23 protein-coding genes are annotated in these 25,083 nt (G+C 74.0%); 11 read left to right on the forward strand and 12 right to left on the reverse strand.

Annotated elements, in window-relative coordinates; all coding sequences use genetic code 11:
• Window positions 1–152 precede the first annotated feature (152 nt).
• Window positions 153–896, forward strand: coding sequence for a Crp/Fnr family transcriptional regulator (locus tag KPL60_RS12675; RefSeq protein WP_226355824.1), 744 nt, complete (start codon window positions 153–155; stop codon window positions 894–896).
• A gap of 19 nt (window positions 897–915) precedes the next feature.
• Here the strand turns inward: KPL60_RS12675 and thyX are convergent, their stop codons facing one another.
• Window positions 916–1,680 (reverse strand): FAD-dependent thymidylate synthase, encoded by a 765-nt coding sequence (gene thyX / locus KPL60_RS12680; protein ID WP_062401161.1) that lies wholly within the window; start codon window positions 1,678–1,680, stop codon window positions 916–918.
• 151 nt (window positions 1,681–1,831) lie between these two features.
• Here thyX and KPL60_RS12685 point away from each other — a divergent pair, with 151 nt between their 5' ends.
• From KPL60_RS12685 to KPL60_RS12695, 3 genes are all read left to right on the forward strand, one after another.
• Window positions 1,832–2,404, forward strand: a complete 573-nt coding sequence (locus KPL60_RS12685; RefSeq protein WP_226365929.1) for a toxin-antitoxin system HicB family antitoxin — start codon at window positions 1,832–1,834, stop codon at window positions 2,402–2,404.
• Complete coding sequence (locus tag KPL60_RS12690) at window positions 2,401–3,612, forward strand: DUF4097 family beta strand repeat-containing protein (RefSeq protein WP_226365930.1); 1,212 nt, start codon at window positions 2,401–2,403, stop codon at window positions 3,610–3,612. Before KPL60_RS12685 ends, KPL60_RS12690 begins: the two co-directional genes overlap by 4 nt.
• A gap of 66 nt (window positions 3,613–3,678) precedes the next feature.
• Complete coding sequence (locus tag KPL60_RS12695; RefSeq protein ID WP_226355821.1) at window positions 3,679–4,122, forward strand: nitroreductase family deazaflavin-dependent oxidoreductase; 444 nt, start codon at window positions 3,679–3,681, stop codon at window positions 4,120–4,122.
• A gap of 4 nt (window positions 4,123–4,126) precedes the next feature.
• Here the strand turns inward: KPL60_RS12695 and KPL60_RS12700 are convergent, their stop codons facing one another.
• On the reverse strand, window positions 4,127–5,374 hold the full coding sequence (locus KPL60_RS12700) for a winged helix-turn-helix domain-containing protein (protein ID WP_226365931.1): 1,248 nt from the start codon (window positions 5,372–5,374) through the stop codon (window positions 4,127–4,129).
• A 64-nt stretch (window positions 5,375–5,438) separates the two neighbouring features.
• Between KPL60_RS12700 and KPL60_RS12705 the strand changes: the two genes are divergently transcribed.
• Complete coding sequence (locus tag KPL60_RS12705; RefSeq protein ID WP_226365932.1) at window positions 5,439–5,969, forward strand: GNAT family N-acetyltransferase; 531 nt, start codon at window positions 5,439–5,441, stop codon at window positions 5,967–5,969.
• Window positions 5,970–5,972: 3 nt separating this feature from the next.
• On the opposite strand, the gene dapB is transcribed toward KPL60_RS12705, so the two are convergent.
• Together dapB and KPL60_RS12715 are read right to left on the reverse strand one after the other, a co-directional pair.
• Window positions 5,973–6,722 (reverse strand): 4-hydroxy-tetrahydrodipicolinate reductase, encoded by a 750-nt coding sequence (gene dapB / locus KPL60_RS12710; protein WP_226365933.1) that lies wholly within the window; start codon window positions 6,720–6,722, stop codon window positions 5,973–5,975.
• A 145-nt stretch (window positions 6,723–6,867) separates the two neighbouring features.
• Window positions 6,868–7,347 (reverse strand): DUF456 domain-containing protein, encoded by a 480-nt coding sequence (locus tag KPL60_RS12715; protein ID WP_020627871.1) that lies wholly within the window; start codon window positions 7,345–7,347, stop codon window positions 6,868–6,870.
• 232 nt (window positions 7,348–7,579) lie between these two features.
• On the opposite strand from KPL60_RS12715, the gene KPL60_RS12720 reads away from it, so the two are divergent.
• From KPL60_RS12720 to KPL60_RS12735, 4 genes are read left to right on the forward strand one after another with little or no spacing between them, the layout of a single operon-like run.
• The gene (locus tag KPL60_RS12720; RefSeq protein WP_100880023.1) at window positions 7,580–8,563 is read left to right on the forward strand and encodes an ABC transporter permease; all 984 of its coding nucleotides are present in this window, start codon (window positions 7,580–7,582) and stop codon (window positions 8,561–8,563) included.
• A 1-nt stretch (window position 8,564) separates the two neighbouring features.
• Window positions 8,565–9,521 carry an ABC transporter permease gene (locus KPL60_RS12725; RefSeq protein ID WP_226355817.1) on the forward strand — a complete coding sequence of 319 codons (957 nt, stop codon included), beginning with the start codon at window positions 8,565–8,567 and terminating at the stop codon, window positions 9,519–9,521.
• Window positions 9,518–11,590 (forward strand): ABC transporter ATP-binding protein, encoded by a 2,073-nt coding sequence (locus KPL60_RS12730; RefSeq protein ID WP_226365934.1) that lies wholly within the window; start codon window positions 9,518–9,520, stop codon window positions 11,588–11,590. Before KPL60_RS12725 ends, KPL60_RS12730 begins: the two co-directional genes overlap by 4 nt.
• Window positions 11,591–11,634: 44 nt before the next feature.
• Window positions 11,635–13,323 carry an ABC transporter family substrate-binding protein gene (locus tag KPL60_RS12735; protein ID WP_226365935.1) on the forward strand — a complete coding sequence of 563 codons (1,689 nt, stop codon included), beginning with the start codon at window positions 11,635–11,637 and terminating at the stop codon, window positions 13,321–13,323.
• Window positions 13,324–13,433: 110 nt separating this feature from the next.
• Here the strand turns inward: KPL60_RS12735 and KPL60_RS12740 are convergent, their stop codons facing one another.
• The 8 genes from KPL60_RS12740 to KPL60_RS12775 all read right to left on the reverse strand — a co-directional run bounded on the left by KPL60_RS12740 (window position 13,434) and on the right by KPL60_RS12775 (window position 21,520).
• The gene (locus tag KPL60_RS12740; protein ID WP_226366076.1) at window positions 13,434–14,744 is read right to left on the reverse strand and encodes a pitrilysin family protein; all 1,311 of its coding nucleotides are present in this window, start codon (window positions 14,742–14,744) and stop codon (window positions 13,434–13,436) included.
• 79 nt (window positions 14,745–14,823) lie between these two features.
• Window positions 14,824–17,109, reverse strand: a complete 2,286-nt coding sequence (locus tag KPL60_RS12745) for a polyribonucleotide nucleotidyltransferase (RefSeq protein ID WP_226365936.1) — start codon at window positions 17,107–17,109, stop codon at window positions 14,824–14,826.
• A 242-nt stretch (window positions 17,110–17,351) separates the two neighbouring features.
• Window positions 17,352–17,621, reverse strand: a complete 270-nt coding sequence (gene rpsO, locus KPL60_RS12750; RefSeq protein WP_020621572.1) for a 30S ribosomal protein S15 — start codon at window positions 17,619–17,621, stop codon at window positions 17,352–17,354.
• 166 nt (window positions 17,622–17,787) lie between these two features.
• Window positions 17,788–18,309 (reverse strand): 2'-5' RNA ligase family protein, encoded by a 522-nt coding sequence (locus KPL60_RS12755; protein WP_226355813.1) that lies wholly within the window; start codon window positions 18,307–18,309, stop codon window positions 17,788–17,790.
• A gap of 12 nt (window positions 18,310–18,321) precedes the next feature.
• Entirely contained in the window at window positions 18,322–18,861 is a 540-nt protein-coding gene (locus tag KPL60_RS12760) for a helix-turn-helix domain-containing protein (protein WP_226355812.1), read from the reverse strand.
• 65 nt (window positions 18,862–18,926) lie between these two features.
• Entirely contained in the window at window positions 18,927–19,889 is a 963-nt protein-coding gene (locus KPL60_RS12765) for a bifunctional riboflavin kinase/FAD synthetase (protein ID WP_226365937.1), read from the reverse strand.
• Window positions 19,890–19,954: 65 nt separating this feature from the next.
• The gene (gene truB / locus KPL60_RS12770) at window positions 19,955–20,851 is read right to left on the reverse strand and encodes a tRNA pseudouridine(55) synthase TruB (protein WP_226365938.1); all 897 of its coding nucleotides are present in this window, start codon (window positions 20,849–20,851) and stop codon (window positions 19,955–19,957) included.
• Window positions 20,852–20,860: 9 nt separating this feature from the next.
• Complete coding sequence (locus KPL60_RS12775) at window positions 20,861–21,520, reverse strand: response regulator transcription factor (RefSeq protein ID WP_062404379.1); 660 nt, start codon at window positions 21,518–21,520, stop codon at window positions 20,861–20,863.
• 116 nt (window positions 21,521–21,636) lie between these two features.
• Here KPL60_RS12775 and KPL60_RS12780 point away from each other — a divergent pair, with 116 nt between their 5' ends.
• A complete protein-coding gene (locus KPL60_RS12780) occupies window positions 21,637–23,109 on the forward strand; it encodes a cation:dicarboxylate symporter family transporter (RefSeq protein WP_226365939.1) in 1,473 nt (490 codons plus the stop codon).
• 121 nt (window positions 23,110–23,230) lie between these two features.
• On the forward strand, window positions 23,231–24,970 hold the full coding sequence (locus tag KPL60_RS12785) for an ATP-binding protein (RefSeq protein WP_226365940.1): 1,740 nt from the start codon (window positions 23,231–23,233) through the stop codon (window positions 24,968–24,970).
• The last annotated feature ends 113 nt before the right edge of the window (window positions 24,971–25,083 follow it).

Here is a 25,083-nt window from a genome sequence, read left to right on the forward strand (position 1 = left end):
ACCCACCCGGTGCCGGCGGCCGCCGGCCGGCACCCCCCGGACCCGGACGGCCCGGACGCACCCCTCGGTGTCCGGGCCGTCCCGCCTACCCGCAGGCGCCCCAGCCCGCTACCGTCCGGACGGACCATCGGCGACGGCCGGGAGGCGGGACCATGAGCAGCGGCGCGGCGCGGCGGCCGGACGGCACCGTGCGTGCGCTGCCCGCCCCCGACCCCGACGACCACCCGGTCTCACCGTTCCTGACCGCCCCGTGGACGTCGCTGACCTCGCGGATCGCGCGGCTGGGCAGCCCCCGCCACTACGCCCGTGGCGAGCACGTCTACACCCAGGGCCAGCTGTCGTCGCGGTTCCACCTCGTCGTGTCCGGGCGGGTGCGGATCTACCTGCACCGGCCCGACGGCTCGGAACGCTCGCTGGCCTACGCCGAGCCCGGCGCCAGCCTCGGCGAGGCGGCCTGCGTCGACGGACGGCCGCGCCACCTCGCCTCGGTCTGCACCCGGCCGTCGGAGATCGTCTCGGTGACCCGCGACGCGTTGCTGACCGCCGCCCGCGACGAGCCGGAGCTCCTGCTCGAGATCACCCGCCGGATCGCCTACAAGCAGCGGGTCATGCAGCTGCACGTGCTCATCGAGGGGCTGCCCGCCCGGGAGCGGATCATCCTGCTGCTCGGCCACCTGGTGGAGGCCTACGGCGAGATCGCACTCGACGAGGTGGCCCGGCTGTCGATCCGCCCCGCCGTCGACGAGCTCGGGCTGCTTGTGGGGCTCACCCGGGTCACGACCAGCCGGGAGCTGTCCCGGCTGGTCGCGGAGGGCCTGCTGGAGAAGGAGGGACGCGGGTTCGTCGTGCGGGACCTGCCGGACCTGCGACGACGGGTGCACGCCGTCCTGGCCTGAGCCCGGCCCGACCGGGGGTTCAGCCCTCGGCCACCAGCGGGCTGGAGGCGATCTCGGTGCCGTCGGCGAGGGTCTGGATCTGGAAGTCCGCGAACACGTTCGGCACCTCGACCTGCAGCTGGCGCAGGCACTCGACGGCGAGGTTGCGGATCTCGACGTCGGCGGCCTCGGAGGCGCGCATCGCGATGAAGTGCCGCCACGCCCGGTAGTTCCCGGTGACGACGATCTTGGTCTCGGTGGCGTTCGGCAGCACCGACCGCGCGGCCTGGCGGGCCTGCTTGCGGCGCAGCGTCCCGTTCGGCACGTCGGCGAAGCGCGCCTCCAGCCCCTCGAGAAGCTTCTCGTAGGAGGCGAGCGCGTCGGCCGAGGCCTGCAGGAACAGCTCGTGCAGCTCCGGGTCCTGGGCGATGACGTCGGGCTCGACCATCGCGGCGTCACGCTCGGGCACGTAGCGCTGCGAGAGCTGGGAGTAGGAGAAGTGGCGGTGCCGGATCAGCTCGTGGGTCAGCGAGCGCGAGATGCCGGTCAGGTAGAAGCTGACCGAGCCGTGCTCGAGGACCGAGAGGTGCCCCACCTCGAGGATGTGGGCGATGTAGCCGGCGTTGGTCGCGGTGCGCGGGTTCGGCTTGGTCCACGACTGGTAGCAGGCGCGGCCGGCGAACTCGGCCAGCGCCTGGCCGCCGTCGGCGTCGGTGGACCACGGGACGTCCGCGGGCGGGGTGAACTCGGTCTTCGCGACGAGCTGCACGGTCAGCGGGACGGTCTTCGGCGCGGTCTCCGGCATGCCGCGAGGGTAACGACCGGCGTCCCCGGCACCCGCCGGGCCCCGCGCCCGCACCCACTGTGGCGGCCACGGCACCCCCGGTGCGCTGCGACGTCGCAACCGACGCCACGAACGGGTGGCGTGATGTCAGGAGTGACGCCATAGTGGTGTCATGGACCTCACGCCGTATGTCGCGCAGCTGCGCGACGACCTCGCCGCCGCAGCGGCCGCGGGCGACGAGCAGACCCGTCGCACGGCGGCCCTGCTCGGCTCCGCGATCGAGCCCGCCGCCCGGCTCGCGATCATGAACGCACTGTCCGACCTGGCCTCGGAGGCGACCGCCGCACTCGGCGACCGCTCGGTCGAGGTCCGCCTGCACGGCCGGGAGGTGCGCGTGTCGGTGTCCGGGGGCGACCCGGAGCCCGGACACTCCCCCACCCCGGACCCGGCCCCGGCGAGCGAGGGGACGTCGCCGTTCGGCGGCTTCCCCTTCGGCGGCGGCACCTCCGGTGGCCCGGCCTCGGGTGGTTCGCCGTTCTCCGGTGACGCCGGGGACATCAGCCGGGTCACCCTGCGCATCGTCGAGCAGATCAAGGCCCAGGCCGAGCGCGCCGCCCAGTCCCAGGGCGTCTCGCTCAACACTTGGGTGTCCCAGGCGGTGCAGGGGGCACTGGCCGGCGCGGAGGGACGCACCGGCCGCCCGCACCGCGACGGGCGCAACCTGAGGGGATGGGTGCAGGGATGAGCGACGAGCGGACGGGCCCCGGGCCGGACGACGGCAGCGGTGACGCCACGCACGGCTGCGACGCCCCCACCGGCTCCGGCGGGCCCACCGGCACAGGTGGCAGCCCCACCGGGGCCGGTGACAGCTCCACCGGCGCAGGTGGCAGCTCCACCGGCGCGAGTGGCAGCTCCACCGGCGCGAGTGGCGGCGACAGCGGCGACACCGGCCACGCGCCGACCGGCGACACCGGCAGCGCCGGCCCCGGCAGCACCCCCTCCCGCAGCGAGCGGTTCGACTGCGCCGGCGCCGCCGAGATCGAGGTGACGACCGGTGCCGGCCGGGTCCGGATCGACCTGGTCGACGGGGCCGACGAGGTCCGCGCGGAGGTCACCGCCGACCGCAGCGCCGCGCCGTGGTCCGGCGGCCTCGGCGGGCTGCTCGACTGGATCGGCAGCTCGATGACCGGCGGCTCCGGCGTGCCCCGCGCCGGGGCGGGCTGGTCCGGCCGCGGGTTCGACCCGATCGTCGGCGCCCCCTGGGAGGCCACCGGCGACCCGTCGGCGGACGCCGTCGACGCCGTCACCATCGAGTGGTCGGCCTCGTCGCGACGCCTGGTGGTCCGCGGTCCGGAGGACCCGGCCCTCGGCGCGGTGCCGCTCGTGGTGACGGTCTCCGCCCCCGCCGGGTCGCGGCCCGCGGTGCGGACCGGCGCGGCCTCGGTCGAGCTGACCGGCCGGGCGTCCTGGGCCGCGGTGCGGACCGGGTCCGGCGCGGCCCGGGTGGCCCAGGTGCACGGCGACGCCGATGTCACCACCGGGTCGGGGTCGATCGACCTGGGCACGTGCTCGGGCCGGGCGCACCTGCGCGCGGGCTCCGGCGGCGTCGAGGCCGGGTCGCTCGGCGGCGCGTCGCGCATCCGGACCGGCAGCGGCGACGTCCGCGTCGGTGAGCTCACCGCGGACCTGGAGGTGCGCTCGGGGTCGGGGGACGTCGTCGTCGCCGACGCGGTCTCCGGTGACGTCCGGCTCGGCACCGGGTCGGGGTCGGTCCGGGTCGGGGTGCACTCCGGTGTGGCCGCCGAGCTGGACCTGTCGACCGGGTCGGGCCGCGCCCGCTCCGAGCTCGACGTCCGCCACGACACCCCGTCCACGGCACCGGCGGTGCGGCTGTCCGGGCGCACCGGCAGCGGCGACGTGCTGGTGACCCGGGCCTCCGCCGCCGCGGTCTGACCCCGCGACCGGTACCTCGTTCGTCGAGATGATCGGCGAGCGAGGTACCGGCGTAGGCTCGGTGCCGTGGACCGCACCGAGATCGCCGCGACGAACGCCTCCATGACCGCCCGGGTGCTGCAGATGCCCGCCACCCCCGTCCCCGACGGCGGCTACGCCCTGCGCGTGCTGCGTACCCGCGGGCGGCGCAGCGGGGAGCCGCGCGACACCCCGATCGGCGTCGTCGGGCACGGTGGCGCCGGCTACCTGGTCTCCCCCACCGGTGGGCGGGACTGGGTGCGCAACCTGCGGGCGACGCCGGAGTGCGCGATCCGCTCCGCCACGGGTGACGAGCCGCACCGCGCGGTCGAGCCCGGGCGCGCCGAGGCCGCGGCCGCCGTCGTCGGCTATCTCCGGGCGCTCGACGTGCCGTGGGCGCTGTCGGCGTTCCCGGTGCCGGCCGACGCCACCGAGGAGCAGGTCGCCGAGCACCTGGACACGATCGCCGTGTTCCGCCTCGACCCCGCCTGAGCGCTCAGCCGGCGGCGACCTCGGCCCGGAGCTCGGCGGCCAGGTCGCCCCGCTCCCCCACGGCGACGCCGTCGAGCCCGAGCCAGCCCGCCATCGTCGCGAGCTCCCCGGCCAGCTCGGCCGCGATCCGCGGGCGCGGGGCGCCCGCCCCGGGCTCGGCGAACGCGCCGGGCACCCGCAGCACCCCGGCCTCCCGGTCGGCCTTGAGGTCGACCCGGCCGACGAGCTCGCCGTCGAGCAGGAACGGGAAGACGTAGTAGCCGTACTCCCGCTTCGGCTCCGGCACGTAGATCTCGATGCGGTAGCGGAACCCGAAGATCCGCTCGGTCCGGTCCCGCTCCCACACCAGCGGGTCGAACGGGCACAGCAGCGCCCGCCCGGTCACCGCGCGCGGCATCCGGGCCGCCGGGTCCCGGTAGGCGGGCCGGTCCCAGCCGCGCACGCTCACCGGCTCCAGGGCACCCGCGTCGACCAGCTCGGCGATCGCGGTGCGGGTGCGTTCCGGGCCGAGCCGGTAGTAGTCGCGCAGGTCGGTCTCGGTGCCGATCCCCAGCGCGGACGCGGACTTGGCCACGAGCTCGCGCGCGGCGTCCGCCGGGTCCGGCTCGGGCAGCGCCAGGATCTCCGGCGGCAGGACCCGCGAGGGCAGGTCGTAGCGGCGTTCGAAGTGCACGCGGGTGCCGACCGACAGCTCCCCCGTCGCGAACAGGTACTCGCAGACCCGCTTGACCTCCGAGCGCTCCCACCAGGTCGCGCCGGGCGGGCGCGGGCGCACCTCACCGGCCCGGCCGGCCGGGGCCAGCGCCTTCTCGATCGCCCCGGCGCCCATCGGCCCCGCCTCCGCGACGACGTCGAGGATGTCCCCGGCCAGCTGCGGGTGCTTCTCCAGCAGCGGCCCGTAGTGCTTCCACCACCGCCGCGGCAGCGTCTCGTGGGACAGCAGCGGCCGGTCGGTGACCGGGACGAGGCTCGCCTCGTGCGCCCAGGTCTCCACCAGCAGCCGCGGGCGGCGCGCGTCGGGCGACCAGGCGGCGTCGTCGAGGAGGGCGGCGGGATAGGCACCGAGCCTGCTGAACAGCGGCATGTAGTGCGCGCGCACCGCGATGTTGACCGAGTCGAGCTGCAGCAGCTTCACCCGGTCCAGCACCCGTCCGAGATGGCGACGGGTGACCGGCCCGGACGGCCGTGGGTCGGTGAAGCCCTGGGCCGCGAGGAACGTCCGACGGGCGACGTCGGCTGAGATCGTGCGCACGCCGGGATCGTGCCATCCACCCCCGACAGGAACGGGCGACCGGGTCGCACGGTAGGCATGTCCCATGGCCACCGCGACCGTCCGCCCCGCCACCGACGACGACGTCGGCGCGATCATGGCGATCCAGGACCGCACCTGGCGCACCGCCTACGCCGGGCTGCTGCCCGAGGAGGCGTTCGCCGGGCTCACCTCGGACGCCGCGCGCTCGCACTGGAGCGACGCCGTGCACGCCGGGGACGGCTTCCACCTGTTCGTCGCCGTCGAGGGAGACGAGACCGTCGGGTTCGCCGCCGCCGCCCGCTACGCCGGGGCCGACGGCATGGCGATCGCCGAGGTCAGCACGCTGCTCGTGGAGCCGCGCTGGGGCAGGCGCGGGCACGGCGGACGACTGCTCGCCGCCGCCGCGGCCGCGCTGCGGGAGTCCGGCTCGGACTCCGGGCGCACCTGGGTGGCCGAGGCGGACACCGCCTCACGGAACTTCTACAGCCGCGCCGGCTGGGCGCCCGACGGCGCGGTGCGCACGCTGGACACCGGCTCGTCGACGCTGCGCGAGGTCCGCCACGCCGGGACGCTGGACCTGCACCTGGTCGACTGAGGCTCAGCCGAGCCCGAGCAGCGGCTCCAGGCCGATCGTCAGGCCCGGGCGGTCGCGCACGGCGCGCACCGCGAGCAGCACGCCCGGCATGAAGCTGGTCCGGTTCATCGAGTCGTGGCGCAGGGTGAGCACCTCGCCGTCGGTGCCGAGGATGACCTCCTGGTGCGCGATCAGCCCGGGCATCCGGACCGCGTGCACGTGGACACCCTCGACGACCGCGCCGCGGGCGCCGTGCGGGTCGTCGGTGGTGGCGTCGGGGACCTCGCCGAGCCCGGCCTCGCGTCGTGCCGCGCCGATCACCGACGCGGTCCGCGCGGCGGTGCCGGACGGCGCGTCGACCTTGCCGGCGTGGTGCAGCTCGACGACCTCGGCGGAGTCGAAGAAGCGGGCAGCCTGCGCCGCGAAGTGCATCATCAGCACGGCGCCGACCCCGAAGTTCGGGGCGACGAGCACGCTGCCGGAGCCGCGCTCGTCGAGGATCGCGCGGACCTCGTCGAACCGGGCGGCGTCGAAGCCGCTGGTCCCGACGACGGGGGCGACCCCGCGCGCCAGGCACTCGCGGATGTTGGTGACCGCGGCGCCGGGGTGGGTGAAGTCCACGGCGACGTCGGCGCCGTCGAGGGCGGACAGGTCGTCGCCCGCGTCCAGCGCGGCGACCAGCTCGGTGTCCCCGGCGGCCTCGACCGCCCGGCACACCTCGGAGCCCATCCGGCCCTTCGCCCCGAGGACCGCCACCTTGATCGTCCCGCTCACCCGTACACCTCGCGCACCTCGACGTCGTGGACCGCCGGGGAGTCTATGCAGCGGCCCGCCGTGATCACGGATCCGGCACCGGACCGGTCGCACGCCGACGCGGAGGGTTCCCGATCGGTGATCACGGGGCACCGCCGGCCGGGGCTCAGCCGACGACCAGGCCGCCGATCCACACCGCGACCGTCACCAGCCCGGCCGCGAGCTCGATGAGGATGCTCCAGCCGACGGCGGTGAGCGCCTCGCGTGCCGAGCGCCAGGCGGTGGCGGCGTCGGGCAGGCGGGCCAGCTCGGCCAGCCACACCCCGAGCACGAACCCGAGGAACAGCCCGACGACGGGCACGACGAAGAAGCCGACGACCCCCAGCACGAGCCCCGCGAACAGGGTGCGGGTCGGGACCCCGGCGGCCTTGAGCCGGCGTCCGGGGAGCAGGTACTTCGCGACCTGACCGGCGACGGTGACGAGCACCGCGATGCCGAGCACCCACCAGCCGACCGCGTCGCCGCGCGGGACCGCCCAGACCGCCACCCCACCGACGATCAGCAGCGGCCCGGGCAGCACCGGCAGCACGATCCCGGCCAGGCCGACGAGCATCATCAGGCCGGCGACGACGGCGAGGGCGGTCATGGCGCCCAGCCTGCCAGCAGGTCACACGCGTCGAGCGGACGAACCCGCGGTGACGGCCGGCTGTCATCATCACGAATGGGTAAACGCTGTGAGCCGGGTCTACCGATTTCTGGTACTGGCGTGCCAGCCTCGATGTCACCCGAAACAGTGACACCCGCTCACCTGCGGTCGTCCCACCACCCGCGCGTGCCGGTCACCACCACCGCACCGCGGACGAACAGAGAAGAGCAGCGTGCTCCGGTACCTCCTGCGCAGGGGCGCCGGGTGGCTCGCGATGATCGTCGTCGCGACCAACCTGGTCTACTTCCTCGCGAACTCGTTCCTGGACCCCCGGGTCAACTACCTGCAGCTGCGGCCGCCGCGCACCGACGCGGAGATCGCCCGTTCGCTGGGCCAGTACAACCTGGACTCGAACGTCCCGGTCCTGGAGCGGTGGTGGATCTGGGTCACCGGGATCGTGACCCGCTGGGACTGGGGCACCAGCCCGATCGGCGACCCGGTGAACGCGCAGGTGGCGTTCCGCGTCGTGGTGTCCGGGCAGCTGGTGTTCTTCTCGCTGCTGCTGTCGATCGTGATCGGGGTGGCGCTCGGGGTCTACTCGGCCCAGCGCCAGTACCGGCTCGGTGACCGCGCCGCGCAGCTGACCTCGGTGTTCACCCTGAACATCCCGTCGGCGGTCGCGGCGCTGGCGGTCGTGTTCGTCGCCATCGCGATCAACCAGGGTGTCGGCGGGACGCTGTTCTACGTCGCGGGGTCCGAGTCGCCCGGGGTCACCGGGTTCTGGCCGCTGCTCCTCGACCGGGCCCAGCACCTGGTGCTGCCGACGATCTCGCTGCTGATCATCTCCTACGCGGGCTACCACCTGCTGCAGCGTTCGATGCTGCTCGACGTGGTCAACTCCGACTACGTGCGGACCGCCCGGGCCAAGGGGCTGACCCGCAGGCAGGCCATCCGCCGCCACGGGCTGCGCAGCTCGATGATCCCGGTCGCCACCCAGGTGGCGTTCGCGATCCCGGCGCTGTTCACCGGCGCGGTGATCACCGAGAAGACCTTCGCCTGGCAGGGCATGGGCGACTACTTCATCCGCACCATCTCGACCAACGACATCCACGGCGTCGTCGCGACGGCGGCGTTCGGCGCGGTGACGACGGCGGTCGGCGCCATGCTCGCCGACGTCGCGGTCGTCGCCCTCGACCCGAGGGTGCGGGTGGGCTGACATGAGCCTGAACATGCCCGAGCTCGCCCCCACGGTCGGCGACGGCGCCGACGGCGGCCCCGGGGTCACCGCGCCCCGCCGTCGCCGGGGCGCCCGCGCCGCACTGGTCTGGCGCCGCTACCGGCGCAACCGGCCCGCGATGGCCGGCCTGGTCGTCTTCGGACTGCTGGTGCTGTTCTCCCTGGTCGGCGGGTTCCTCTCCCCCTACGGCCACACCGACGTCGACTTCGCGGCGCTGACCGCGGCGCCGTCGCTGGACCACCCGCTGGGCACCACCGCCGGCGGCAACGACGTCTACGCCCAGGCCGTGCACGGCCTGCAGCGGTCGCTGACCATCGCCGTCACGGTCTCGCTGCTGACCACCCTGATCGCCGCGGTGGTCGGGGCGGGCGCGGCCTACCTGGGCGGCGGGCGGACGTGGGCGCGGCGCGGCGAGCGCGCCCTGCTCACCGTCGTCCACTTCCTGATGGTGGTGCCGTCGTTCCTGATCCTGGCGCTGGCCTCGCAGTGGGGGTCGGGCGACTACCGGATCCTGATCGTCGCGCTGACCCTGCTGGGCTGGATGACCACCGCCCGCGTGGTCTGGACGGTCGCGACGACGCTGCGTGAGCGCGAGTACGTCTCGGCCGCCCGCTTCATGGGCGTGTCCGGGCCGGGGATCGTGTTCCGCCACCTCATCCCGAACATCGGCTCGCTGCTCATCGTCACCTTCACCCTGAACGTGGCGGGCACCGTGCAGAGCGAGACGGCGCTGTCGTTCATCGGGTTCGGCGTGCAGATCCCCGACGTCTCGCTGGGCACCATGCTCGCCGACGGCGGCTCCTCGATGGCGACCGCGCCGTGGATCTTCATCGTGCCGTCGGTGCTGCTGGTGCTGCTGACGGCGTCGCTCGCGTTCGTCGGCGACGGCCTGCGCGACGCCCTCGACCCGACGTCGCGCGCGGGAGGCAGGGCATGAGCACCCCCGTGCTGTCCGTGCGCGACCTGACCGTCGCGTTCCCCTCCGAGGCCGGCCGGGTGGAGGCCGTCCGTGGTGTCGGCTTCGACCTGCTGCCCGGGCGCACGCTCGGCATCGTCGGCGAGTCCGGGTCCGGCAAGTCGGTGACCTCGCTGGCCGTGATGGGGCTGCTGCCCGAGACGGCGTCGGTGACGGGCTCGATCACCCTGTCCGGCCGCGAGCTGGTCGGGCTGTCCGACGAGGCGATGTCCGGGATCCGCGGCGACGACATCGGGATGATCTTCCAGGACCCGCTGTCCTCGCTCACCCCGATCTTCACCGTCGGCGACCAGCTCGTCGAGGCGATGCAGATCCACCGCGACATCGGCCGGGCGAAGGCCCGCGAGCGGGCGGTCGAGCTGCTCGACCTGGTCGGCATCCCCGACCCCCGGCGACGCGTGCGCGCCTTCCCGCACGAGTTCTCCGGCGGCATGCGCCAGCGCGTCATGATCGCGATGGCGATCGCGAACGACCCGACCGTGATCATCGCCGACGAGCCGACGACCGCCCTGGACGTCACCGTGCAGGCGCAGATCCTCGACGTGCTGAAGGTGGCGCGCGACGAGACCGGCGCGGCCGTCGTCATGATCACCCACGATCTGGGTGTGGTCGCCGGGGTCGCCGACGACGTGCTCGTCATGTACGCCGGGCGCCCGGTCGAGACCGCCCCGGTGGACGAGCTGTTCGCCGCACCGCGGATGCCGTACACGATCGGCCTGCTCGGCGCGGTCCCCCGCGTCGACAGCGTCGAGCGACGCCCGCTGGTCCCGGTGCCCGGCACCCCGCCCGCACCGACCGACCTGCCGCCGGGCTGCCCGTTCGCGCCGCGCTGCCCGGTCGCCGTCGACGCCTGCCGCACCGCGGAGCCCCCGCTGGTGCCGGTCCCGGGCCGCGACGGCCACGCCGCCGCCTGCGTGCGGACCGGCGAGATCGTCGACGGCGCGATCGGTGGCGAGCCGGTGTTCGCCGTCCCCGACCTTCCCCTCGGCGACGACCGTGCCGGCGACCGCGAGGACCGTCCCGCGGTGCTGTCGGTGAGCCACCTGCGCAGGACGTTCCCGCTGATGAAGGGGTCCCTGGTGCGGCGCCGGGTCGGGACGGTGCACGCCGTCGCCGACGTCGACCTCGAGATCCGCCGCGGCGAGACCCTCGGTCTGGTCGGCGAGTCCGGCTGCGGCAAGACGACGACGCTGCTGGAGATCATGAACCTGCTCCCGCCGGAGGGCGGGACGATCGAGGTCGCGGGCACCGACGTCGCGACGCTGCGCGGCCGCGCCGACATCGCAGCGCTGCGCCGGGAGATCCAGATCGTCTTCCAGGACCCGATGGGGGCGCTCGACCCGCGCATGACGGTCGGGGACATCCTCACCGAGCCGCTGCGGGCGGCCGGCTGGACCGACCGGGGCCGGGTCGCCACCCGGGTCGACGAGCTCATGGCGCTGGTCGGTCTGGACCCGGAGCACGTGGACCGGTTCCCGGCGGCGTTCTCCGGCGGGCAGCGCCAGCGCATCGGGATCGCCCGCGCGCTGGCGACGAAGCCGTCGCTGCTGGTGCTCGACGAGCCGGTGTCCGCCCTCGACGTCTCGGTGCAGGCGGGGGTGCTGAACCTGCTCACCGCGTTGCAGCGCGAGCTGGGGCTGAGCTACCTGTTCGTCGCGCACGACCTGTCGGTGGTGCGGCACGTCGCGGACCGGGTCGCGGTCATGTACCTGGGCCGGATCGTGGAGTCCGGCGCGGTCGCCGACGTGTTCGGCAACCCGCAGCACCCCTACACGCAGGCGCTGCTGTCGGCGATCCCGGTGCCGGACCCGCAGGTGGAGCGCACCCGGCAGCGGGTGGTGCTCTCCGGGGACCTGCCCAGCCCGACCGACGACGCGCCGGGCTGCGCGTTCCTGGGCCGCTGCCCGCTGGCCCGGACGCTGTCCGAGCACGAGCGGTCCCGCTGCGCCGGTGAGACCCCCGCGCTGACGGTGAAGGACGGGGCCAGCGACGCCGACTCCGACCACCGCAACGCCTGCCACTTCCGTTGAACCACCTCCCACCCCGACACCGGGGAACCGAACGAAGGAGAGACATGCGCAGACCGATCCGACGCGGGGCGATGACCGCCGCCGTCGCGGCGCTGGCCCTGGTGCTGGCGGGCTGTGGCGGGGGTGGCTCCGGCGGGCCCGCGCAGACCGGCGAGTCGCTGTCCACGACGCCGTCGTACAACGCCCAGCCGTACGAGAACGTCAAGGACGGCGGGCAGGTGACCCTGCCGTTCCGTTCGGACCTGAACCCGCAGTTCAACGTCTTCCAGGGCGACTCGACCACGGACACCCGGCTCGCCTGGGGGTTCTACAACCCGATGGTCATCACCTTCACCCCCACCGGTGATCCGGTGATCAACCCGGATTACGTGACGAAGGCCGAGCCGGTCGACAACGCCGGGAAGACCACCGTCACGTACACGATCAACCCGAAGGCCGTGTTCAACGACGGCACGCCGATCGACTGGCGCGCGTTCGAGGCCACCTGGAAGGCGAACAACGGGAAGGACACCGCGTTCATCCCGAGCGCCACCGACGGCTACGACCGGATCGCCTCGGTCACCCGCGGCGCCGACGACAGGCAGGCCGTCGTCGCGTTCACCGGCCCGAACCCGTGGTGGCCGAGCCTGTTCAACAACCTCGTGCACCCGAAGGCCGCCACCCCGCAGGCGTTCAACCAGGGGTACCTGAACAACCCGCACGCCGAGTGGGGTGCCGGCCCGTACACCGTGGCGAACTACGACAAGCAGAACTCCACCCTCACCTTCGAGCGCAACCCGAAGTGGTGGGGCAAGAAGGGCAAGCTGGACCGCATCACGCTGGTCCAGATGGAGCAGCAGGCGAAGATCAACGCGTTCCGCAACGGCCAGCTCGACGCGACCGAGGCCGAGTCGGCCGACTTCCTCGCCCAGGCCCGCTCCGTGCCGGACGCCGACATCCGCATCTCCGGAACCCCCGCGAACTACCTGCTGATGCTCAACAGCACCACGCCGATCCTCAAGGACCCGGCGGTCCGCAAGGCCGTGTTCGACACCATCGACCGCGCGCAGCTCGCCAAGATCGCCTTCCAGGGCCTGGACTACACCGAGGACCTCGGCGGCTCCCTGACCCTGCAGCCCTACCAGAAGGGCTATCAGGACAACCTCGCGAGCGCCGTGACGTTCGACCCCGAGGCCGCGAAGCAGGGGCTCGAGGCTGCGGGCTGGGTCGCCGGTCCGGACGGTGTCCGCACCAAGGACGGGCAGAAGCTGACGTTCACCTACGTGCAGACCGGTGACACCCCGACCAAGCGGGCCTCCTCCGGAGCCATGGTGGCGATGCTGAAGAACATCGGCGTCGATCTGCAGGTCCGGGTCGTCCCGTCGACCGACTTCTCCAAGGTCCTGGCGAACAAGGAGTTCGACATGGTCTTCCTGGGGTTCAAGTCCACCGACCCGTACGGCGTGGCCTACATCTGCCAGCAGTACTGCTCGGACTCGACGCTGAACAGCTCCGGTACCGGCACCCCGGAGCTCGACGCCGAGCTGCGCAAGGTCAACACCCTGCCCACCGCCGACGAGCAGTACGCCGCGGCCGCCGCCGCGGAGAAGAAGGCGCTCGCCACCTACGGCGTGCTGCCGGTCTACTCCGGCCCGTCGATCTGGGCGACCAAGCCCGGTCTCGCGAACTGGGGTTCGGCGCTGTTCGCGTTCCCGCCGCTGCCCGAGACCCTCGGCTGGCAGAACGGTTCCTGACCGGCCACCCCCGGACAGGCGCGGAGCCCCGGACCCGTACGGGTCCGGGGCTCCGCCCGTCTTCAAGGCCCCGGCGCGAATGCGCGCCCCGGACCTCGGTGCGTCTCGCCTCAGGCCAGGTCGCGCAGCGCGGCCGGCAGGTCGTCGAGCTCCGCGTAGGGCCCCACGACCGCCGCCGTCAGCGGCTGGGCCAGCAGGTCCGCCGCCAGCGCCGCGACCTCGCCCGGGGTGACCGTGTCGATGCGGGCCAGGCTGTCGGCCAGCGACCGCTGCCGCCCGTGGTCCAGCTCGGCGCGGCCGAGCCGGTTCATCCGCGACGCGGTGTCCTCGCAGCCCAGCACCAGTCCCCCGCGCAGGGCGCCCCGGGCGCGGACGACCTCGGCCTCGGTCAGGCCGTCGGCCGCGACCTCGGCGAGCACGTCCCGCACGACGGCGACGACCTCGCCCAGCCGCTCCGGGGCGCACCCGGCGTACACCGACAGTGCGCCGGCGTCGGCGTAGCGGACGGTCGAGGAGTAGACCTGGTAGGCCAGCCCGCGCTGCTCGCGGACCTGCTGGAACAGCCGCGACGACAGTCCCCCGCCGAGGGCGGAGTTCAGCACCGCCAGCACCGGCAGGCCGCGTCCGGCGCGGCCCGCGGTGGGCACGCCGAGCATCATGTGGGCCTGTTCGGAGTCGTCGTCGAGCAGGCCGAGGGCTCCGGTGCGCACGGGGCGGGCCCCGGTCGCCGTCCGCGGCGGCACCGGGCGGGCGCCGCGGTGTCCCTGCGTCGCCCGGTCCAGCGCGGCGGCGACGAGCACCGCGACGTGGTCGTGGTCCAGGTTCCCGGCCGCGGCGACGACCATCCGCGGCGCCGTGTACTCCCCGCGCCAGAAGCTGTGCAGGGTGTCGCGGCTCATCGCCCGGATCGAGTCCTCGGAGCCGATCACCGGGCGCCCGAGCGGGTGGTCGCCGAACAGGGTCTCGTCGAACAGGTCGCCGAGCAGGTCCTCCGGGTCGTCGTCGCGCATCGAGATCTCCTCGAGCACGACGCCCCGTTCCAGCTCGACGTCGGTGTGGGCCAGCTCGGCGTCGGTGACGACGTCGGCCAGCACGTCCACCGCCAGCGCCACGTCGGTGTCGAGGACGTGGGCGTAGTAGCAGGTGTGTTCCTTGGCGGTGAACGCGTTCAGCTCACCGCCGACGGCGTCCATCTCCTCGGCGATGCCTGCCGCGGTGCGCCGCCGGGTGCCCTTGAAGAGCAGGTGTTCCAGGAAGTGCGCGGCGCCGGCCTGCTCGGGGGTCTCGTCGACCGAGCCGATCCCGATCCAGATGCCCAGCGCGACCGAGCGGACGCCCGGCACCGTCTCGGTGACGAGCCGGACCCCGCCGGGCAGGTCGCTGCGGCGGACCGTGTCGGTGGTGTCGTCGGCGGTGGCCACGGGCGGCGGGGACACGCGGGCGGCGGCCCGGGAGGAGTCCCGGGCCGCCGCCGCGTGGTCGTTCTCAGGTGCCAACAGTTCAGCTCGGGTTGGCGGCCTCGGCCGGGGCCTCGGCGTCGACGGCGCCCTCGGCGGCCGGGGTCTCGGTGACGTCCGCGGAGGCGGACTCCTCGACCACCGGGATCAGCGAGATCTTGCCGCGGTTGTCGATGTCGGTGACCTCGACGCGCAGTTTGTCGCCGACCTTGACGACGTCCTCGACCTTGCTGATCCGCTTCCCGTTGCCGAGCTTCGAGATGTGGACCAGGCCGTCCTTGCCGGGGACGAGCGAGACGAAGGCACCGAACGCGGCGGCCTTGACCACCGTGCCCAGGAACCGCTCGCCGACCTTCGGCAGCTGCGGGTTGGCGATCGCGTTGATCATGCCGATCGCCTCCTCCGCGGAGGGGCCGTCGTTCGCACCGACGTAGATCGTGCCATCGTCCTCGATCGAGATGTCGGCGCCGGTCTTCTCGGTGATCGAGTTGATCATCTTGCCCTTCGGGCCGATGACCTCGCCGATCTTGTCGACCGGGACCTTCACCGCGGTGACCCGCGGCGCGTACTTGCTCATCTCGTCCGGGCCGTCGATGGCCTCGCCGATCACCTCGAGGATGGTCAGGCGGGCGTCCTTGGCCTGGTTCAGCGCGGCGGCGAGCACCTCGGACGGGATGCCGTCCAGCTTGGTGTCCAGCTGCAGCGCCGTGACGAACTCCTTGGTGCCGGCGACCTTGAAGTCCATGTCGCCGAAGGCGTCCTCGGCACCGAGGATGTCGGTCAGCGCGACGTAGCGCGTCTGGCCGTCGACCTCGTCGGACACCAGGCCCATCGCGATGCCAGCGACCGGCGCCTTCAGCGGCACACCGGCGTTGAGCAGCGACATCGTGGACGCGCAGACCGAGCCCATCGAGGTCGAGCCGTTCGAGCCCAGGGCCTCGGAGACCTGGCGGATCGCGTAGGGGAACTCCTCGCGGTTCGGCAGGACCGGGATCAGGGCCCGCTCGGCGAGCGCGCCGTGGCCGATCTCGCGGCGCTTCGGCGAGCCGACACGGCCGGTCTCACCGGTCGAGTACGGCGGGAAGTTGTAGTGGTGCAGGTAGCGCTTGCGCGTCTCCGGCCCCAGCTGGTCGATCTGCTGCTCCATGCGGAGCATGTTCAGCGTGGTGACGCCCATGATCTGGGTCTCGCCACGCTCGAACAGCGCCGAGCCGTGCGCCCGCGGGACGACCTCGACCTCGGCCGACAGCGGCCGGATGTCGGTCAGGCCGCGGCCGTCGATCCGGACCTGGTCGGTCAGGATGCGGCGGCGGACCAGCTTCTTGTTCAGCGAGCGGAACGCGTTGCCGAGCTCGGACTCGCGGCCGACGAAGCGCTCGCCGAGCTTGTCCAGCACCGACGCCTTGATCTCGTCGGTCCGGGTCTCGCGCTCCTGCTTGCCGGCGATGGTCAGCGCCTGCGCCAGCTCCTGCTCGACGGCCTCGGAGACCGCCTCGAAGGCGTCCGGCTGGTAGGCCGGGAACACCGGGTAGTCGGCGGTCGGCTTGGCCGCGACGTCGGCCAGCTGCTGCTGGGCGACGCACAGGCTGCGGATGAACGGCTTCGCCGCCTCCAGCCCGTCCGCGACGACACCCTCGGTCGGGGCGGTGGCCCCACCGGCGACGAGGTCGATGGTGTTCTCGGTGGCCTCGGCCTCGACCATCATGATCGCGACGTCGTCACCGACGATGCGGCCCGCGACGACCATGTCGAACGCGGCGCGGTCGAGCTGGTCGTGGGTCGGGAAGGCGACCCACTGGGTGTCGGTGCCCGCCTCGTTCGCGATGAGCGCGACGCGGACGCCGCCGACCGGGCCGGAGAACGGCAGGCCGGCGAGCTGGGTGGACGCCGACGCGGCGTTGATCGCCACGACGTCGTAGGGGTCCTTCGGGTCGAGCGACATGACCGTCACGACGACCTGGATCTCGTTGCGCAGACCGTCGACGAAGGACGGGCGCAGCGGGCGGTCGATGAGGCGGCAGGTCAGGATCGCGTCGGTGCCCGGGCGGCCCTCGCGGCGGAAGAACGAGCCGGGGATCCGGCCCGCGGCGTACATCCGCTCCTCGACGTCCACCGTGAGCGGGAAGAAGTCGAACTGGTCCTTCGGCCGCTTCGAGGCGGTCGTGGCGGACAGCAGCATGGTCTCGTCGTCGAGGTACGCGACGACGGACCCGGCGGCCTGGCGGGCGAGCCGGCCGGTCTCGAACCGGACGGTGCGGGTGCCGTAGGTGCCGTTGTCGATGACGGCGGTGCTCTCGTGCACGCCGTCCTCGGAGATGACGTCAGTCATACGGGGGTGTTCTCCTCGTCGTTGGGAGTGGTCTTCGTCTACCCCCACCACCGTGGCGCCGGCTCGATCCCCTGCTGGGCCGGTCTTCGATCGAAGCCCCCGGCCGCGCGTCGCGCTCCGGAGGCCACTACCGAGGACCGGCGGATGTCCGGTCGCCCGAGTGGCGGGCTCTGTTCAGTTGTGTCGCTCGGTGTTACGGAACGACCCGGCACCGGGATCCGGTGCCGGGTCGGCCGGGCGGGTCAGCGGCGCAGACCCAGCTTCTCGATCAGCGCGCGGTAGCGGGCGACGTCCACCTCGCGCAGGTACTTGAGCAGCCGGCGACGACGACCGACCAGCAGCAGCAGGCCGCGCCGGCTGTGGTGGTCGTGCTTGTGCTGCTTCAGGTGCTCGGTCAGGCCGACGATGCGCTGCGTCAGCAGCGCGACCTGGGCCTCGGGGGACCCGGTGTCGGTGGCGTGGGTGCCGTACTGCTCGAGCGTGCTCTTCTTCTCGGCGGTGGTCAGTGCCACTGCTCAACTCCTTCATCCTTGAGACGGTCCGTGGGGCCATGACGTCCGACGAAACCCGGATGAACCGGTGGGACGGCAGGAAGTCGGTCTCGGCCGCCACGGACTGCAGCCGGACCCGGAGTGAAACGGTACCAGCGACGGGTGCGCCGACCGCCGCCGACCCGCGTCACCCCGGTGTGTGGTCCGGTGTGCCGGGGCACAGCGGGACCCGGTGGACCACGGTGTAGCGCGCACCGGGGTCGCTGCGCACGAGCACCGCCTCCCCCGGTGTCCACCAGGGGCCCGCGGCGATGCCGTCGCCGGCCACGGTCGCGTCGCCGCGGCGCCGGTCCCACCGCGCCAGGGTGACGTGCGGACGGTACGGCCGCGGCCCCGTCGCACCGGCCCGGGCGGCCAGGCCGGGGAGGACGGGTCCCCCGCTCTCCTCGACCCCGGCCCACAGCACACCGGGGAAGGTGCCCGTCCCGGCGATCCGCAGCCGCGGCGCGACGGCGCGGGCCAGGGCGTCGTCCAGGGCCGAGGCGCGGGTGTCCGGGTCGTCGTCGCCGTGGAAGCACAGCGTCACGTGCCAGGTCGACGGGTCGGTCGGGCGCGCGCCGTCCGGGAGCCGGGGCGGGACCTCGTCGAGCGCGCGGGTCAGCGCCGCCACCGCCTCCGGTGGCGGCCACAGCGCGGTGAACAGCCGCATCCGCACAGCCTGTCAGCGCCGTCCGGCGGCGGCACGGCGCAGCACCTCCGCGATCTCCGGGAACGCCGGGGCCAGCTCGGCCGCCGCCGCGACGAGCCGGGCCGGCGCGCTCACCCCGCGCAGCGCGTCCTCCGCGGTCGGCTCGGCGGGGGCCCGTCGCGGCTGCGGCACCGCCTGCCCGGTGGCGGGGGTCTGCTCGGCGCAGCGGCAGCCGCCGGTGGGGCCCCACGGCGTCGGCTCCTGGCGGACCCGGGCCAGCAGCACGTCGCGCTCGGCGTCGGGCACCGGGCCGTGCGCGAGCCGCCGGTCCAGCGCGGTCATCCGGCCCAGCACCGCCGGGTCCCCGATCTTGACCCGGCGCCCGCCCGCCAGCTGGGACAGCATCGCCGGGCTCAGCCCGACCGCGGCGGCGAGGCGGGCCTGGGTGATGCCGAGACCGGTCGTGAGCCGGCGGATGCGCTCGTCGAGGGGCTCGCCGTAGATCGCGCTCTGGCGGTCGCGGTTGCGCGCGATCTCCTGCGCCACCGGGTCCGCGGTGCGGGGGTCGTCCATGCCGGACAGCGTCGGCGACCACGCGGTGCGGGCGTGGACGTTCGACCCCGGCAGGGGGTTTTCACCTAACCCGGCGCCCCGTCGGGTCCGGTCGCGTCGCCGGCCGCGGTGAGGATCTCGCGGCAGGTCGCGACGTCGCGGCCCATCTGCGCGACGAGCGCCTCGATGCCGTCGTAGTGCTCCTGGCCGCGCAGCCGCTCGACGAACTCGACGCCGACCTCGTGGCCGTAGAAGTTCTCGTCGACGTCGAGCACGTAGACCTCGACGGTGCGCACCCGCCCGGAGAACGTGGGGTTGGTCCCCACCGAGACGGCGCCCATCAGGCGGCGGTCGCCGATGCGGAACCAGCCCGCGTAGACACCGTCGGCGGGGATCGCCGTGTGCGGGGGGCTGGCGACGTTCGCCGTCGGATAGCCCAGGTCACGGCCACGCTTGTGGCCGTGCACGATCACGCCGTCCACCCGGTGCCAGCGGCCCAGCGCGTGCGCGGCGTCGCGGACGGCCCCGGCGTCGATGCAGGACCGGATGTAGGTGGAGGAGAAGGTCACGTCGTGGTCGGAGACCAGGTCGAGGGCCTCGCAGGCGAACCCGAAGCGACGGCCCAGCTCGGTGAGGGTCCCGACGTCGCCCTCGGCCCGGTGGCCGAAGGTGAAGTTGCTGCCCACGACGACGACGGCCGCGTGCAGCCGGTCCACCAGCACCTCGTGCGCGAACCCGGCGGGCGCCATCCGGGACAGCGACTCGGTGAACGGGATGACGCAGAAGACGTCCGCGCCCGCCTCGGCCACGAGCTCCGCCCGCCGGTCGAGTGTGGACAGCCGCGCCGGGTGCGTGCCCGGCCGGACCAGCTCGGCCGGGTGCGGGTCGAAAGTCACGACGACGGCGGGCAGGCCGCGTTCGTGCGCCCGTTCCACCGCGCGGGCGATCAGCTGCCGGTGTCCCCGGTGCACCCCGTCGAACACGCCGACGGTGACGACGCACCGGCCCCAGCCGGGCGGAACCGCCTCCAGACCACGCCACCGCTGCACGGCCGCGAGCCTAGGCGAACCGGGTGGGATCCCGCGCAGCGGGCGACCGCGGCCGGTCCGGGGGGTCAGCCGGCCGGGGCGAGCACGACGACCGGGCGGGCGGCGGCGCCGCGGTCGGCCATCAGGGCCAGCGCGGCGCCGTCCGGGGCGAACACGCCGTAGGTGCCCTCGATCCCGGCCGCGGGCAGCGACTTGCCGAACCGCACGTCGGTGGCGGCGGAGGCGTCGAGGTCGACGCGGGGGAACGCCGTCGCGACGGCCGCGGCGAGGTCCAGCGACAGACCCGGGTCGTCGGCGAGCTGCCCGACGGTGCGCGCGTGCTCCAGGGTGAACGGTCCGACCCGGGTGCGTCGCAGCGCGGTCAGGTGACCGGCGGAGCCCAGCGCGGCGCCGAGGTCGCGGGCGAGCGCGCGGACGTAGGTGCCCGAGGAGCAGTCGACGGCGACGTCCAGGTCGCACCACGGCCCCTCGCGGCGCACCGCGAGCAGCTCGAAGGCGGACACGGTGACCGGGCGGGCCGGGATCTCGACGGTCTCGCCGTCGCGGACCCGCTGGTAGGCGCGCTTCCCGTCGATCTTGACCGCGGAGACCGCGCTGGGGACCTGCATGATCCCGCCCGTCAGCGCGGCCATCGCGGTCCGGAGAGCGGCGCCGTCGGCATCGACCGGGACGGGCTCGCCGACGGGCGTGCCCTCGGCGTCGTCGGTGTCGGTGGCCTGCCCGAGCCGCACGGTCGCGGTGTAGGCCTTGGTGTCCAGCGACAGGTGCCCGAGCAGCTTGGTGGCCCGCTCGATGCCGACGACCAGCACCCCGGTCGCCATCGGGTCCAGCGTCCCGGCGTGGCCGACCTTGCGGGTGCCCATGATCCGGCGGAGCTTCCCGACGACGTCGTGACTGGTCGGGCCCCGGTCCTTGTCGACGATCACGAGTCCGGGCGGCGGGGGCGGGTTGCGTGCGGGCACGCCGGGACGCTAACGCGCCAGCCGGTAGCCGACTCCACGGACCGTCACCACGACGTCGCGGGCGCCCAGCTTCGACCGCAGCGACGCCACGTGCGCCTCCAGGGTGCGTGCCGCGGAGGCGTCGGCGATCCCCCACACCTGCTCCAGCAGTTCGGTGCGCGGCAGCACCGCGCCCTCGCGGCGGGCGAGCGCGGCGAGCAGGTCGAACTCCTTGCGGGTCAGCGCGACCTCGGCGCCGCCCGCGGTCACCGCGCGCCGGTCGAGGTCGACGACGACGTCGCCGACGCTCACCGTCGCGGCCACCGCGGCGCCGGTGGCACGACGCAGGACCGCCTCGATCCGGGCCACGAGCTCCTCGGTCGAGACCGGCTTGACCAGGTAGTCGTCCGCGCCCGAGCGCAGTCCCTGCACCCGCGCCGCGACGTCGCCGCGGCCGGTGATGGCCAGGATCGGCACCCGGGACCGCTCCCGGATCTCCCGGCAGACGCCGATGCCGTCGCGGTCGGGCAGGCCCATGTCGAGCAGCACCACGTCGGGCTCCCGCTCGGCGACGGCCGCGATGGCCGCGGACCCGCTGGTCACGAGGTCGGTCGGGTAGCCCTCGCGGACGAGGCTGCGGCGCAACGCGTCGCCGAGGATCGCGTCGTCCTCGACCAGCAGCACCCGCACGCGCACACCCTAGCCACGTTTCCTCAAAGCTTCCTCAAGCCCGGCGTCCCCGCGGTTGCCCCACGACACGCCCCGGCCCCATCGTTTCCCCACCGCACACGTCGAGGAGGACGGACATGGCCGAGGTCGCCAACGCAGACGGCTCGTCCGGGACGGGGTCCACCACCCCCACCCGGACCAAGAAGAAGGTCTACACCCAGCTCTGGTTCTGGGTGCTGGTCGGCATCGCGTCCGGCATCGCGGTCGGGTTCCTCGCTCCCGACTTCGCCGGTGAGCTGAAGTGGCTCGCCGACACGTTCGTCCAGATGATCAAGGTCATCATCGGTCCGGTCATCTTCTGCACCGTGGTCGTCGGCATCGCCTCGCTGGGCAACCTCGCCCGGGCCGGCGGGCTCGCCGCGCGGGCCATGGGCTACTTCCTGATCATGACGGTGATCGCGCTGGCCCTGGGCCTCATCGCGGGCAACGTCTTCCAGCCGGGTGCCGGCTTCGAGGGCCAGCCGAGCGCGGCGGAGCTGACCCGCGCGGAGGGCCAGTTCGAGACCGGGTCGCAGGAGTCGGGCGTCATCCCGTTCATCCAGGACTCGCTGCTCCCGAGGAGCTTCTTCGGCCCGTTCGTCGACAACTCGGTCCTGCAGGTCCTGGTGCTGGCCATCCTGGCCGCCTGCGCCATCTCCTCGTTGAACCCGGCCCTGCGCAGCCGCCTGGTCGGTGGCATCGAGGGCATCGCCCAGGTCATCTTCGGCATCATCAAGATCATCATGTGGGCCGCGCCGGTCGCCGCGTTCGGCGGCATGGCCTACACCGTCGGCCAGATGGGCGGCGGGTCGCTGATCAACCTGCTCAAGCTGATGCTGGTCTTCTACGGCACCTGCCTGTTCTTCATCGTCGTCGTCCTCGGCGCGGTGTCCTGGATGGCCGGGATCAACATCCTCAAGGTCGTCCGCCTCATCAAGGATGAGCTGCTGATCATCGTCGGCACCTCGTCGTCGGAGTCGGTGCTGCCGCGCTTCCTCACCAAGCTGCAGTCCGCCGGTGCCTCGAAGCAGACCGTCGGCATGGTCATCCCGACCGGCTACTCGTTCAACCTCGACGGCACCTGCATCTACCTGACCCTGGGTGCGCTGTTCATCATCCAGGCGGGCAACGAGTACCTGCCGATCGGCGCGCAGATCGCGCTGGCCGTGCTGATGGTCCTGACCTCGAAGGGCGCCGCGGGCGTCACCGGCGCCGGCCTGGTCACCCTGGCCGCGTCGCTGCAGGCCTTCGGCGGGGAGTTCTTCACCCCCGAGGCGATCGTCGTCGGCCTCGCGCTGATCGTCGGCATCGACCGCATGATGTCCGAGGGCCGCGCGCTGACCAACGCCATCGGCAACGTCGTGGCCACCCTGGTCATCGCCCGCTGGAACGGCGAGCTCGACCGTGAGCGGCTGGCCGCGGTGCTCGACGACCCGACGCTGGTCGAGGCCGACATGGAGGCCGCGCACGGTGGCGGCGCCGCGGACGCCGAGATCGACGAGGCCGCCGACGGCGCCGCGAAGCCGGACGCCGACGAGTCCCGCCGCGAGAAGGTCGGCGCGGGCTCCTGACCGGGCACGTCCTCCTCCCATGACCGTCGCACCCCCGCGGAGCCCCGAGGCCCGCGGGGGTGTCGACGTCCCGGCCGGTGCACGGGTCCCCCTGCCGCTCCCGCGGTGGCAGGCTGGGCCCGTGCGCCGGCCGTTCCGTTCCTCGCCGCCGCTGCGCCGGTCGCGGCTGGTGCGGCGGCTGTTCCTGCTGCAGGTCGTCACCGTGCTGCTGACCGTCGGCGGGCTCGCCGCGCTCGGCGGCTACGGCGCGAGCCGCCTGGAGCACGACGCCGCGGGCCGGCTCACCACCGCCACCGCGCTGTCGCTCGCCTCGGACCCCGAGGTCGTCGACGCCGTCCGCGACGGCGGCGGTCTCGCCGCCCTCTCCGCCCGCCTCCAGCCCGTCGCCGAGCGGGTCCGGCGGGCCACGAACACCGGCTTCATCGTCGTGATGTCCCCGCAGGGCGTCCGCTACAGCCACTACAACCCCGCCGAGATCGGCCTGATCTACCAGGGCAACATCGCCCCGGCGCTGGCCGGGGAGACCTCGACCGAGGTCTACACCGGCACCCTGGGGCCCTCGGTCCGCACCGTCACCCCGGTCCTGGTCGACGGCCGGATCGCCGCGGTCATCTCCGTCGGCGTGCTGCAGACCCGGATCAGCGACCTCGCGCTGCGCTCGCTGCCCGGGATCATCGCGGCCGCCGCGGTGGCGGTGCTCGTCGGCTCGGGGCTGGCGGTGCTGCTGGCCCGGCGGCTGCGCCGCCAGACCCTGGGGCTGGAACCCGAGGACATCACCGCCGCCTACACCCACCACGAGGCGGTGCTGCACGCCGTCGGCGAGGGGCTGCTGGTCGTCGACGGCGACGGGCGGCTCGTCGTCGTCAACGCCGAGGCCCGGCGGCTGCTCGGCCTGCCCGGCCACGACTCCCCCGACGACCCCGCCGTCCCGGGGCGGCCGCTCGCCGGGCTCGGCATGGACCCCGCCGTCGCCGCCGTGCTCACCAGCGGGCTGCGCTCGGACCTGCGCGACCGGGCCGCCCTGGCCGGGGAGCGGGTGCTGCTGGTCAACAGCAGGCACGCCGGGCCGGCCGCGGGACCGGGGACGCGGGTGTTCACCCTGCGCGACCGCACCGAGCTGGCCGGGGTGCTGCGCGAGCGCGACGAGGCCCGCGACACCGTCGCCGCGCTGTCCGGGCAGGCGCACGAGTTCGGCAACCGGCTGCAGACCGTGCTGACCCTGATCGAGCTGGGCGACACCGCCGACGCCGCCGCGGCCGGCACCGCCGCGCTGGACCGCACCCGCGGACCCGGTGCACGGGTCGTGGCCGAGGTCTACGACCCGGTCCTCGCCGCGCTGCTCGCGGACAAGGCGTGGCAGGCCTCCGAGCACGACGTCACCTTCGCCGTCACCGACGCCTGCGACCCCGACGTACTGCCGGACCTGCGGCTGCCCTTCGCCGCGGACGACCTGGTCTCCCTGGTCGGCAACCTCGTCGACAACGCGGTCGAGGTCGTCACCGGGCGCGCCGGGGAGCGGTCGGTCGCCGTCGTCCTGCGCACCGGGCCCGACGGCCGCGAGCTGCTCCTGGAGGTCGCCGACAGCGGCCCCGGGGTGCCCCCGGACACCGCCCGCGAGCTGTTCACCTTCGGGTTCAGCACCCGCGCGACGCCCGGCGGCCGCCCCCGCGGCATCGGGCTGGCGCTGGTCGACCGGATCGCCCGCCGCCTCGGTGGGTCGGTGACGGTCGGTACCCGCGACGACGGCAGCGGCGCCGTGTTCACCGTGCGGCTGCCCCTCCCCTCCCAGGACACGGGCCCGGAACCCGGTGCGGGCGTCACGCCACGGTCGTCGGAGGTGCCGGTCACCGACCGGACCTGAACCACGCCGGGGCCCGCGCTCCGCCGCACCCCACCGCATCGCGCCGCGCCATGGCCCGCCGCGCCCCGCCGCGGCCCCCGCCGAGTGGTACGTCACGTCCCTCCGGGCCCCAC

It is taken from the genome of Pseudonocardia sp. ICBG162 (assembly GCF_020496225.1).
In the GTDB taxonomy this organism is placed as follows: Bacteria; Actinomycetota; Actinomycetes; order Mycobacteriales; family Pseudonocardiaceae; genus Pseudonocardia; species Pseudonocardia alni.